The 12516-nt window shown below is 51.4% G+C and carries 11 protein-coding genes and 1 tRNA gene; 10 read left to right on the top strand and 2 right to left on the bottom strand.

Translation table 11 applies throughout. The features are described from left to right. Nucleotides 1-114 precede the first annotated feature (114 nt). Together DW091_RS14815 and DW091_RS20185 are read left to right on the top strand one after the other, a co-directional pair. Nucleotides 115-1260 (top strand): uroporphyrinogen decarboxylase family protein, encoded by a 1146-nt coding sequence (locus tag DW091_RS14815; RefSeq protein WP_074617923.1) that lies wholly within the window; start codon nucleotides 115-117, stop codon nucleotides 1258-1260. Nucleotides 1261-1270: 10 nt separating this feature from the next. After that, nucleotides 1271-1417, top strand: coding sequence for a hypothetical protein (locus DW091_RS20185; protein ID WP_158501405.1), 147 nt, complete (start codon nucleotides 1271-1273; stop codon nucleotides 1415-1417). A 113-nt stretch (nucleotides 1418-1530) separates the two neighbouring features. Here the strand turns inward: DW091_RS20185 and DW091_RS14810 are convergent, their stop codons facing one another. Together DW091_RS14810 and DW091_RS14805 are read right to left on the bottom strand one after the other, a co-directional pair. Beyond that, nucleotides 1531-3000, bottom strand: a complete 1470-nt coding sequence (locus DW091_RS14810; protein ID WP_058696058.1) for an NAD(P)/FAD-dependent oxidoreductase — start codon at nucleotides 2998-3000, stop codon at nucleotides 1531-1533. Nucleotides 3001-3103: 103 nt separating this feature from the next. Next, complete coding sequence (locus tag DW091_RS14805; protein WP_118518541.1) at nucleotides 3104-4141, bottom strand: asparaginase domain-containing protein; 1038 nt, start codon at nucleotides 4139-4141, stop codon at nucleotides 3104-3106. Between the two features lie 177 nt (nucleotides 4142-4318). On the opposite strand from DW091_RS14805, the gene DW091_RS14800 reads away from it, so the two are divergent. The 8 genes from DW091_RS14800 (at nucleotide 4319) to DW091_RS14765 (ending at nucleotide 12462) form a co-directional block, all read left to right on the top strand. Continuing rightward, on the top strand, nucleotides 4319-5938 hold the full coding sequence (locus DW091_RS14800) for a hydantoinase/oxoprolinase family protein (protein ID WP_118518540.1): 1620 nt from the start codon (nucleotides 4319-4321) through the stop codon (nucleotides 5936-5938). Between the two features lie 123 nt (nucleotides 5939-6061). Beyond that, nucleotides 6062-6138 (top strand) — tRNA-Arg (locus DW091_RS14795). 352 nt (nucleotides 6139-6490) lie between these two features. After that, a complete protein-coding gene (locus DW091_RS14790) occupies nucleotides 6491-7372 on the top strand; it encodes a class I SAM-dependent methyltransferase (protein ID WP_118518539.1) in 882 nt (293 codons plus the stop codon). After that, a complete protein-coding gene (locus DW091_RS14785) occupies nucleotides 7369-8361 on the top strand; it encodes an ABC transporter permease (RefSeq protein ID WP_118518538.1) in 993 nt (330 codons plus the stop codon). The genes DW091_RS14790 and DW091_RS14785 overlap by 4 nt, the downstream gene beginning before the upstream one ends. Further along, the gene (locus DW091_RS14780) at nucleotides 8351-9202 is read left to right on the top strand and encodes an ABC transporter permease (RefSeq protein ID WP_074617929.1); all 852 of its coding nucleotides are present in this window, start codon (nucleotides 8351-8353) and stop codon (nucleotides 9200-9202) included. The genes DW091_RS14785 and DW091_RS14780 overlap by 11 nt, the downstream gene beginning before the upstream one ends. Then, on the top strand, nucleotides 9199-10110 hold the full coding sequence (locus DW091_RS14775; RefSeq protein WP_118518537.1) for an ABC transporter ATP-binding protein: 912 nt from the start codon (nucleotides 9199-9201) through the stop codon (nucleotides 10108-10110). The genes DW091_RS14780 and DW091_RS14775 overlap by 4 nt, the downstream gene beginning before the upstream one ends. Next, entirely contained in the window at nucleotides 10100-10792 is a 693-nt protein-coding gene (locus tag DW091_RS14770; protein WP_118518536.1) for an ATP-binding cassette domain-containing protein, read from the top strand. Before DW091_RS14775 ends, DW091_RS14770 begins: the two co-directional genes overlap by 11 nt. 26 nt (nucleotides 10793-10818) lie before the next feature. Continuing rightward, the gene (locus tag DW091_RS14765; RefSeq protein ID WP_118518535.1) at nucleotides 10819-12462 is read left to right on the top strand and encodes an ABC transporter substrate-binding protein; all 1644 of its coding nucleotides are present in this window, start codon (nucleotides 10819-10821) and stop codon (nucleotides 12460-12462) included. Nucleotides 12463-12516: the final 54 nt, after the last annotated feature.

Raw genomic sequence — 12516 nt, 5'->3', positions numbered from 1 at the left:
ATTAGAATATCATATTTTCCGGGAAAGGACAAGCTTTATGCCTGCGAATGAATTTAAACAGGATGACAATTTTGGAAAAAAATAATTATAATTTTAAACATTAAGAGGTGTAAAATGAGTAAATATCAGGAAAGTTTAGAAAGATGCCAGAAGGCAGTCAATCTTGAACAACCGGACCGCATTCCGGTTATCTGTAAGGTCGATCCGACCTTTGCCATCGAGTATGCAGGCTTTGATATGAAAGAAGCCCTTTGGAATGTGGACCGTATCGCCGAGGCCTACTCAAAGGTTTATGAGGACTTCTATTTTGACGGCGGCGGCTATATGGGCCGTTTCCCGCTTTTCTACAAAGTTATGCAGTCTAAATCTTTTGTGCCCAACGACAGCAACGGCTACGTGCAGCATCCGGAGGTATCCGGCTTAAACGCTGACGAATACGATGAGTATATCGCAGACCCCTACAAGACCATTGTCAACAAGGTAGTGCCGCGTTTATACCCGGCCCTGGCGGCAGAGGGGATGGAAGGCGGCCTGAACTGGGCAAGAGCCATCAATGCCAATAACCGTATTATGGGCAAGATTGTGGCAGGCAACAACCTGGTGGCAGAAAAATATGGGGTTCCAAACCTGCGCCGCGGCATCACCGAAGCCCCCTTTGACTTTGTGGCAGATCAGCTGCGCGGCTTCAGCGGCGCGTCTATGGATATCCGCCGTCATTCCGAACAAATCCGCCAGGCGGCAGAGGTTTCCACACCGCTTATGGCCAAACTGGCCCGTCTGAGCAACCCTACACCAGGCGGCAGCGCATCTGTTTTTATGCCGCTGCACATGCCCTCCTACATGCGCACCAAGGACTTTGAAAAGCTATACTGGCCAAGCTTTAAGGCACTTATCGACGAGCTGGTGGGCGAAGGCTACACCATTCAGGTGTTCTTTGAAAAAAACTGGACCCGCTATTACGAGTTCCTTCAGGAGCTGCCAAAGGGTGTTATCGGCTATTTTGAAGAAGATGATCTGGGCGTGGTCAAGGAAAAGCTGGGCAAAAAGATGTGTATCATGGGCAATATGCCGCTCAGCATCCTGAGAACTGGCACTGTGCAGCAGTGTATCGACACTGCCAAAGAAATCATCGACAAGGCAGCACCGAATGGCGGCTACCTCTTTACCACGGATAAATCGCTGCTCACCGTCAAGGACGTGAAGGCGGAAAATTTCCGCGCGGTCAACGAGTTTGTGCACGAATACGGCATTTACAAATAGGAGGAAAATCATGGAAATCAAATCAGAAGCAATTAAATCCTGGGAAAGCCAGGTAGAAAAGGGCATTGAAAAAGAAGAAAACACAGAGATCATGCAGTCCTTCTGGGATGAAAATGAGGATTCTGTTTTTCAGTTTGTTATGAGTTTAATGGTGTAGAAAATACTCAAAAACGGTACGGTCTGTTTCGGACCGTACCGTTTTTTCTGCGCTTTATGGCACAGAGAATGTAGAAAAAAACTTATCCGCATTGTTTGTATCTCAGGGCAGGCCTATTCATCCTTCATATGTTCTTCGATGTAGGCAACAATTTCGTTTTTGCCGATGCGGTTAACGCCGCTATGCTCAATGTCAAAGCCTGGGTCGATTTCGTAGCCCAGCTCTTTCGACATGACTTCAGCGACGCGCGGGCGGCAGAAGGTGCCCTGGCACCAGCCCATACCTGCGCGGGTGCGGCGTTTGATGCCGTCGATGGTGGTGACGGGGATACCGCGGTGCATGGCGTCCAGAATCGTGGCCTCGGTGACCTGCTCGCAGCGGCAGACCATGCGCTCAGGATCACCCAGTGGCAGATCTAAAAGCGGCAGGATTTCCTTCATTGGTTTTAATTCCTTCTTAGTGATGATGGGATCGCGGTGCGGGTTAAAGCCCGGGTCCTCCCGAAGATCGAGACCAGCGTCTCTCAGAATTCCAGCGACCATCTGGGCGATGGCCGGTGAAGAGGTAATACCTGGCGACTGAATGCCCGCAACGTTGATGAAATGGGGCACACGACTTTCCTCAACGATAAAGTCATCGGTGGTGCTGACTGCCCGCACACCTGTAAAGCTGCGGATAAACTGCTTGATATTCAGCTTGTCTGTGGTCAGGGTCGCTTCCTTGAAAATCTTCAGAAGGCGTTCGGCGTGGGTGTCGCGGTCGACGCTTTCGTCATTGACAGCGTCCGGCCCGATGAGCAGGTTGCCATGGTAGGTTGGTGTGACGAGAATACCTTTGCCCATTTTGGTCGGCATCTGGAACAGCACCTGGTTGATGGCGGAGCCGGAGCCGCGCACCATGAGCAGATACTCGCCGGAGCGCGGGAGAATCTGAAAATCGTCCACGCCCACCATAGCGGAGATTTTATCCGAGTACAGCCCGGCAGCGTTGACCACGTAGCGGGTATCAAAAACCTGGTCGTCGCCGGCAATGACGTCAAAGCCGTTTTCGGTCCGTTCGATGGCTTTTACCGGCGTTTCAAGGTAGAGCTCCACGCCGTTGGCCACTGCGTTTTCGGCCAGAGCGATGGCCATTTCGTAGGGTGAGCAGACGCCGGCGCCTTTGCAGTACAGCGCGTATTTGACCTCAGGGTTCACATTCGGCTCGATTTCCATTATGGCGTCGTGGTCCAGAATTTCGAGATCCGGAAGCCCATTGAGGCGTCCGTTTTCAAGCAGGTCCTCCAGACCTTTTTTCTGTTCCTCCTCAAATGCAAGAACCAGCGAACCAATGGGCGCAAAACCAAAATTCAGCTCTTCGTTTAGCTTCTCAAACTGCCTGCGGCCCTGATAGCACACGCGGCCCTTGAGCTTGGCGTGGGCTTCGGCATAGCCGCCGTGGACAATAGCAGAGTTTGCCTTTGTGGAGCCCATAGACACATCGTTTTCCTTTTCAAGCAGGGCGATTTTGAGATCATATCGGGAGAGCTCACGGGCAATGCTCGTACCGATGATTCCAGCGCCGATTATTACAACATCGTACATTTATATTACCTCCTAGATTCGTTACCTTAATATATATCCTTATTTTATAACGAAAAACAGAAAAGATAAATGCAAATTTTTGCTAAATGCGAATTATTTTAATTTACACGAACTCGAAAAACCGCTCAGCGCGCATGTAGTCAGCCGGATCGGTTTCTTTCTGGTTATAGGCAAAATAAAGCTTGGTGACCGCGGCCTCAAAGGAAATATTTTCCAGAGGGATGCCGCCCTGGCTGATGAGGTCATGTCCGGTGGCGTAGAGGTCGCCCTGTGCATTTTTAAAGGAGATCAGATAATGGTCGGACTCCGGACGGCTGGCGATAAAATCCGCAAGAGAAGCGCCGTCGGGGCCTTGGGTGTTGCCGGTGGCCGAGTGGTAGAGCGCGTGAAGAACCGCGGCCGGCGGCGTGCCGCCCAGATCAATGTAGCGGTAGTCCATGCCCGGATAAGCGCGGAGCGCCAGCACCTTCTGGTTGAACACTGGCGTGGCGGCCCAGCCGGTGTGGTGTGGTCGGTTCTTTAAAGCGTCCATGGACGGGCTCAGCCGCGCGTTTCCATGAGAAAGGCAGTGCCGGTCATTGACGGCGAAGGGGCGTCCGCCAAAGCTCAGGAAATTGTCGTTGACCCAGTCCGCTTCCAGAAGCCGCGTCCCCAGATGAATCTGCGTTTTGCCGTCTTTGTTTTCATAAACGGTGAAAATGCCTGGCAGGCCGGTGTTCAGGATAAAATCCACCGCGCCGCTGAAATTGGGCAGTGCGTTGCTCTCGGGATGACCCAGCGGATGGTTTGAGCAGACCAACACAATGGGAATGGGCGTGGTATTAAAAAAATAGCTTAAAGCCGCCGCTGTGTAGGGCAGGGTATCGGAGCCGTGTGTTACGATAATACCCTTGTAACGGTCAAAATCGACGGTTTTAAGGGCGTTGATGATCTGGGACCAGTGGGCGGGCACCAGGTTTTCGCTCAGAATGGTAAAGGGGCGGCTGACCTCGAAATCGACCAGCCGGGACGCATTTTTCAGATAGGTCTGGATCAGAGCGTCACCCTTTTCGGGGTCTATGTCAATACAGCCGTCATGAATGGCGCTGCCGATGGTACCGCCGGTTTGCAGCAGAAAAATATTTTGGATGATGGGATACATAAGCACTCCTCGATTTTCGTTTTGTCTTAGATTATTTTAACACAGAAAAGAGCCGGAGACCACTGCAAAACCTGAGGCGGCCGCGCCGAAAGAAAGCGAAATGGGAGAGACTTCCAGGAAAATATTTGTTATAATGGGTTCATCACAGACAGGTTTTAAGACAGGAAGGAAATTTCGATGCAGACAGTATTAGGAATTGATACGGGCGGAACGTATACCGACGCCGTTTTACTGGAACAGAAAACAAAAAAAGTGTTAAAAAAAGCAAAATCACCGACCACCAGGGACAATCTGGCCGTTGGGATTGGAAAGAGTATCCGCGGCCTAGGCTTAGGCCCGGAGGATACCATTGAGAAGGTGGTGCTGTCCACCACGCTGGCTACCAATGCTATTGTCGAGGGCGAAGGACGCCCCACAGGGCTGATCATCATCGGCGAACTGCCAAAGGGCGAGCTGCCCGACACACACAGGGCACAGGTTCAGGGAAAGGTCAATATCAAGGGAAAAGAGGTGATCCCGCTGGATACGGCGCAGGTCATCGAAGCCTGCAAAGCCATCGCGCCCCAGGTGCAGGCCTTTGCCGTGTCCGGCATGATGAGCGTGCGCAACGCGGGCCAGGAGCTGGCGGTCAAAAACATCATTAAAGCGCAGTGCGCCCTGCCAGTGGTCTGCGGCCACGAGCTCAGCAGCCAGCTGGGGTTCCACGACCGGACCGTCACCACAGTCCTCAACGCCAGCCTGATCCCCATTCTCGAGGATTTTATCCGTGCTGTGGAGGTGACGCTGGCAGATCAGGGCATTGACGCGCCCGTGTATATGGTAAAGGGCGACGGCAATCTGGCCAGCCTTTCCTTTATTCAGGAAAAGCCCATCGAGTCCATTCTGTCCGGCCCGGCCGCCAGCGTTATCGGGGCTTTGAGCCTGGCAGGCTGCGATGACGGTGTCGTTGTCGATATGGGGGGCACTACCACTGACAGCGGTATTGTCATAGACAACACCCTGACCCTGGCGCCCATCGGCGCGCGCGTTGGCGACTGGCAGACCCAGATCGACTCTGCTCAGATCAACACCTGCGGGCTGGGCGGCGATACACAGATCATTCCAGTGGACGGACGCCCCACCCTGACAGGGCGGCGTGTCCTGCCAGCCTGCCGCGGCGGCAGCGACGGGCTGACCCCTACCGATCTGCTGCACTACACCGGAGATTTTGAAGGCTGGGACCGTGAGCGGGTCGTCCGCGCCGTGGACGCGCAGACAGATAAAAACCCCGATGCCTATGTCGGCGAAGCCGAAGCGCAGATCCTGGGAATCATCAAAAAAGAGGTGCTCAGCCTGTACGAGGAGCATGCGGTTCCCATCATTGCCATCGGCGCGCCGGCCAAAACCTGGTATGAGAAAATTCACGAGGAAACAGGCCGCACTGTCATTGTCCCAGAGCATTACGAGGTTGCCAACGCTGTGGGCGCAGCCATGGCTGCTGTCGAGGAGCGCGTCACCGCGCTGGTGCGCCCCGATGAAGAAAACGACGGTTATGTCGCCCATGTGGCCGGCCAGTGCAGAAGCTTTCAGGATAAAGCCGAGGCCGTGGCGTTTGTGCAAAGGGAAGCCGAAGCCCGGGCGGCCGCAGCTGCGAAAGCGCAGGGCGCTCCGGACATCAGCGTCCAGGTATTCTGCGACGACATCGTGGAGAAAATCGGCTGGCGTGAGCGCTATATCGAGACCCGCGTAAAGGCTGTGGCCAAGGCCACCACCCTCAAGCTGAAAATGCAGGAAGAGAAGGACGAAAGACGGCCGTAGGGGGCGTTAGCGGCAAAATACGCGCGGCTTGAAATTTTTTAAAACTTTTTTTAAAAAAAGACTTGCAATCTTTTGGAAAGCTGTTATAATATGAAAGGTAAGCACGACAGGTGCTCACGATGCGTGCCACTAGCTCAGCTGGATAGAGCGTTCGGCTACGAACCGAAAGGTCGGGGGTTCGAATCCCTCGTGGCACGCCATATATACAGTAAACAGACAGGCTTTCGAGCCTGTTATTAGCCTGTTATTTTTTTATTTGCAGTTTGTTCTTAGTATTGTTCAAAGTTTAATTTCATTACAGATGACGGCTGTATCTGTTTCAAAAGAGTTAGCATTTTATTTTCCATAAAAATTAATCCAGAAAACTTTGACGTGCAAAATATAAAAAAACTTGTGAAAACCTTTTATGTCTGCTATACTATAGCTTATAAACGTACAGAAAATTGTAAAAGTGAATAAAAAATATTAAAGCTTGAAGGCTGTTGATTTGATTGTAATCATGGCTTTTGAGCTTTTTTTGTTGTTCGACAAAAAAAGTAAAGGTAGAGTTTAGTGAATCGAAGAGAAGAATTTTGGATAAAATGCTGGAGGGATGCGGCAGAGTGTTCCCTGTACCGGGAGGCCTTTCCGGAGGAGCGTAAATGCTGGGATGCTTCGGCAGACTACTATGACACGGGTATGGGGAGCAGTAATGAGCGTGTAGATGTTCTGCTGGAGTATTTAAAGTGTCAGGGTTTTTGGGAAGGCACACAAAAACGTGTTCTGGACATCGGCAGCGGCACAGGCTCCTTTGCACTGCCCCTGGCAGAGTGTGGCGCCGCGGTGACGGCTTTGGACTGTTCAGCGGAGATGAACCGTATTGTCTGCCAGAAGGCCCAGGAAAAAGGTGTTGATGTGAAGGTGCAGACCGGCGATTTTAACCGGCTGCCATTTGAAACACAGGCTTATGATCTGGTAATCGGCAGTATGAATCCTGGCCTTTATCATCCGGAGCCTTTTTTAAAAATGCTGAGTCTCAGCAGGGATCTCGTGGTTTACGTGGGAATTTGTGACACGCCTGTTAAACAAAAAAGTGAGAAGTGCCGTAAATCCTTAGACGAAATCCTGCTCGGGCACACCCTGACCCACGGCGGCAGCAATCAGGTAAAGTACCCGTATCAGCTTTTAAAGGCAATGGGCTATGAGCCCATTGTGTTGCCAGTACAATGCCAGTGGCACTGCGCAGAGGAGGAAAACCAGGCGGTGGAGCGTCTGGTCCGCCATTACGAGACTGTGGAAACAGGGATCACGGTTAAAAAATGGCGTGAAGCAATCCGGAACTATGTAAAAGATAATTTGGAAGAAGGACATTTTATCAACGAGGGCAAAACCGTTATGGGTGTTTTAGTCTGTTCGCTAAAATTGGAAGAGACGGCGCTGGAGATGACAGTATGAAAAAAATATTGTACTATCTGCTACGCGCTCTTGGGTTAATCCTTGTCGCAATCAGTCTGAATTTTTTACTGGTTCACCTGATGCCTGGAGACCCGTTATTACACATACTGGGAGAAGAAGAATATTTTACGCTTTATTACAATTACCCGGAAATTCTGGACAAGGTAAGGGTTCAGTACGCTCTGGACGGTTCTCTCTTTGAGCAGTATATCCGGTTCCTTTGGAATACAGTGACCTTCCAGTTTGGAAAGTCTTATATCAGCGGCCAGAATGTGGTTCAGGTGGTGCTGTTCCGGCTCCGCTGGACTCTGATTTTGTCGGTTACGGCCATTATTCTGTCAGCCTTTGTGGGCGGCGCCTTAGGCATTTTTGCCGGGTATCATAAAGGCGGACGGGCAGATTCGGCGCTGACCTTTATTTTTCTGCTGTTCGAGACCATACCGGCCAACTGCCTGGCCCTCATCGTTCTGGTGATCTTCGCCTTTAACCTGCACTGGTTCCCCGTTGGCGGCATGGCCTCGGGCGGGTTGGCCGGCTGGGCGAAATTTGTGGATACCCTGTATCATATGGTGCTTCCGGTCAGCGTATTAGCCCTGTTTAAGACCTCGACTAATTTTTTGATGATGAAAAGCTTTGTCTCACAGATTCGGGATGAAGAATATATCCTCACCGCTGAGGCCAAGGGGCTGCCGCGGCACAAGGTGTTGTTCAGGCATGTACTGCGCAATGTGACCGTCCCCTATGTGACACTGCTGTGCATGCAGTTTGGCTATATGCTTGCGGGTTCAATGCTGATTGAGGTAGTTTTTTCGTGGAAAGGTCTGGGAACGCTCATCTACGACGGCGTCATCCAGCATGACTATCCAACCGTCCAGCTGTGCTTTTTGCTCATTGCAGTCTGTGTCATCTTTTTTCAATTCATTGCGGACATTCTCGCGTGGAAATTTGATCCGAGGATAAAGGACGGTGCGGTCATTCATGAAGCTTAAAAGGTATCAATTAAAACAGGTACACCTTTGTGTCTGGGCAGGCGCCATTATTCTGGCTTTTTTTATCTTTGTTGCTGTCTTTGCAGACGCGCTCATGCCCTATGGGATGGAGGAGCTCACAGCGCCCTTTCAGAGACCGTCCTCAGAGCATCTGCTCGGAACGAATGATATTGGGCAGGACATCTTCAGCGAGCTCATTCTGGGTACCCGGACAACTCTGCTGACTGGAATCACTGCGGCGGCGTGTATCATCATTATCGGGACAGGTATCGGTCTGGCAGGTGGCTATTTTGGCGGACGGCTGGACAAAGCTTTGCAGTCCCTGACAGCAGTCGGGATGACGATACCGCAGTTGCCCTTTGCCATTGTGTTTGTGGCGTTTATGGAGCCCAGCATGTGGAATATTGTGATTGCCATCTGCGTGACCGCGTGGCCGACCACGGCCCGCCTTGTCCGGGCAAAGGTACTGGAAGTCCGCCAGCTGCCCTTTGTCCGGGTTGAGGAGATGATGGGGCAGAAATCCAGCGTCATTATGCTGCGGCATATCTTACCCAATATGAGCGATATCGTCCTGATGCGGGCAACTCTGGCAGTGGCCACCTCAATGGTGACAGAGGCGAGTCTGAGCTTCTTGGGGCTCGGCGTCTATAATCAGAAAAGCTGGGGCTCCATTTTATACTATGCCTTTCATAAAAATGGTGTCGTGGCAGGCTACACCTGGTGGTACGTGCCGCCAATCATCTGTATCAGCCTTTGTATTTTTGCCTTTGTGCTGATCGGCTATTATGGGCTTGGAACCAGGAGTCCGGGAAAACGTGAGGAATATCAGGTAATACAATGATCGAGATCAAAAATTTGACCATACAGTTTAACAGGCAGCCGCCAGTGGTGGAGGATATGAGCCTTACGGTGCCAGAAGGAGGCCGCACTGTTATTTTGGGCGAATCCGGCAGTGGCAAAAGCGTGACTTTGGCGGCCATATTAGGCATTTTGCCAAATGACGCCGCAGTTCGGGGAAGCATAAAAATCGGCGGGGCCGAGGTGCTGGGCCTTAAGGAGCGCGAGCTGCGCAAAATAAGAGGGAAGGTCATCGGCTATATTCCGCAGGGAAGCGGAAACGGGATGAACCCGCTGATGACTGTTGGAGAACAGGTATCCGAACCCCTTGTTGAACACAGCGGCCTCAAAAAAGACGAAGCCCTTCAAAAGGCAAAGGCGTGGATGGAGAGGCTGAGCCTGACGCCGGCCGATAAACTGGCAAAGGCGTACCCCCATACGCTCAGCGGCGGTATGCGCCAGCGTGCGCTCATGGCAATGGGCGCCGCCGGAGGCGCCAGAATCCTTTTGGCAGACGAGCCCACAAAGGGTCTGGATGAAAAACGGATTGCAGAGGTAGAAAAGCTTTTGCGGACATTGGATGACCGCACATTGCTGTGCGTCAGCCATGATATCCGTTTTGCCAGCAGAATCGCAGATACCGTCTGTGTCATGTATGGCGGAAAAACCGTCGAGGTGGCAGCGGCCAAGACATTTTTTAAAAAACCAAAGCATCCCTACAGCAAAATGCTGCTGGAAGCACTGCCGGAAAACGGATTAAACTGCCCGGGCGGTTACGCGCCCTCCATTGATAAACGCTTTGCTTGCACTTTTGCGCACCGCTGTCCACAGGCCAGTGGAAAATGTCTGGAGGCACCCAAAATGGTCAGAGCAGAACAGCATTATGTGAGGTGTCATCTCTATGGGGCTTAAAATTGACCATGTATCACATCGCTATCCGCAGCAGGAAGATTTTGTCCTGAGGGATGTTTCAATCACACTGGAAGACAGCCAGATTGTTGGACTTTTAGGGACAAGCGGAAGCGGAAAATCAACGCTGGGACAGATTGCTGCCGGGCTGATCCGTCCGGCACAGGGAAGGGTACTCTATCAAGGCGAGCCCTTTCAGGCCCTGCCCGCAAAGGAAAAAAGGCGTAAACGCGTCCAGATGATCTTCCAACATCCCGAGGCATCCTTTAATCCCAGGCTTTCGCTGGATAAAAGCATGGCTGAGGTATACAGGCTCTGTAAAAAAGAGTATAACGAAGCGGCGCGGCGCGAAATGACAGAATATTTTGGTATCTATCCAGAGCAGCTGAAACGAGTGCCGGCACAGCTTTCAGGAGGCGAGCTCCAGCGGCTTGCCATTGCCAGAGCGCTTTTGCCAGAGCCGGATATTCTCATATTAGATGAGCCCACGTCCATGCTGGATGTGATTTCACAGGCGCAGGTCATGCGCATGCTGCTCGCACTGCAGAAAAAAAGAAAGCTGTCCTACCTTTTTATTACCCATGACGTGGCCCTCTGCCGTTATGTGTCTCATAAGATTTATACCATTGAAGAGGGCATTATTGTTGAAGACAAGCAGCTTAATCCAGCTGCTGTTGATAAATAACCATTTATTAAAGGAGTAAAAAAGAAATGAAAATTAAAAGAGTGATCGCAGCCTGCTTGGCAGCTGTGATGGTGGTACTGTCCTTGTCGGGCTGTGGAAACGCAGGAGGCGGGCAGCAGGGAAATGGGTCAGGGCACGTAGAGGTGCTGCGTATCGGGACAACCTACAAAAACGATGGCTACAGCGCCATGAACAGTGAAAGCGCTTATGGCCGCCTCAACTACCATTCCTTTTCGCAGCTGAATTTATGGCGTTTTGATGAGGAAGGAAAGCTGACTGGAGACGGCTGTTTTTTCAAAAAATGGGAGATCAGCGATGATAACAGGCAGGTTACCCTTCACTTCGATCCGCTGGGCAGCTTAAAATGGCATGACGGCGAGCCAGTGACCATTGAAGATGTGCTGTTTACCTTCGATTATTATAAGCAGCAGAACATGACCTGGTTCTTAAAAATCACATCTGTCGACCAGATTGATGATACCAGCATCCGTCTCAATTTTGATGACAGCGAAGCGTTTGCGTTTATGAATGAGGCAACCCTGTCCTACTACATTTTACCAAAACACATCTGGGAAAATGTCGCCGAATCCAAAAAGTATACAGAGCCCAACGCCGCAGTCGGCTGCGGACCCTATAAGTTCGTCTCAGCCGACGAGGACGCCCAGACCTCTTACTATGAAGCAGTGAGCGATTATCCGATGGGAGAGATCACTGTGGATAAAGTTGAGCTGAAGAGCTTTGATAACCAGTCCTCCCTGATCATGGCGATGCAGTCCGGAGAGATCGACGTCATGTACGGCTACTCCTCCTCACTGGACACGACGTTGCTGCCAACCATCGAAAGCGACCCCAATATCGACCCGGGAGAAAGCCTGAATTCCGCCACCTATCAGATCGTTTTTGGGTTCAATCAGTACCCGACAAACGACCTTAATTTCAGAAAAGCCGTTCGTTATGCTCTGGATTACGAGCTTCTTGCCCAGTCCATCGGCGGCGGACATGGCCAGATCGCCAATGAAGGCGCTGTATCTCCGGCGTGCCTGGGCTATGACAGCAGCCTTCCAGAAAATAAACGGGACTTGAAAAAAGCCGCTGAGCTGCTGGACCAGGCGGGCTTTGTGGATAAAGACGGCGATGGCATGCGCGAGCTTCCAGACGGCAGCCCCATGAATGTGAAAATCGCCCTTCAGGGATCAACCGAAATTTATAAGCGCATCGCAGAAATGCTTCAGACCAATCTGGCAGAAGCAGGAATACGGGTATCTGTTGACGAGCAGACCATTTCAAATCCAGACTATACCAAACAGCTGAGAACAAACAGCGCGTATGAAATCTATCTGGGTATGACCACGGTCGGTATTGCCAGTTGGACAGGCATTGCCAGCTACATTGCCGATATTACCATGACAAGCAACCAGCATTTTGGAACCTACGCCGACCCGGCCTATCTGGACGCTTACTCAGGAATGATGAAATCTGAAAACTACGATGAATACAGCGCAGCTTTTAAGGATATCCAGAAAATGAACGCCGAACAGGCTCCTGGCATTGCTCTGGCCATCATGAAAACCTACTTCCCTTACCGTACCGATAAGATCACCGGCTGGGTAAACTACCCTTCACGCGGCGTGATCAATGGCGAGACCTGGTATAAGGCCGTCGCCAAATAATACGCGAAACCCGAATTTATAAAAGCTGCATTGCGCCAAAAAAGCGGATGCAGC

The sequence above is a fragment of the Eubacterium sp. AM05-23 genome (assembly GCF_003477535.1).
Classification (GTDB): Bacteria; Bacillota; Clostridia; order Eubacteriales; family Eubacteriaceae; genus Eubacterium; species Eubacterium maltosivorans.
The sequence above is the reverse complement of the archived record's forward strand: the minus strand, read 5'-3'. Positions and strand labels throughout refer to the sequence as shown.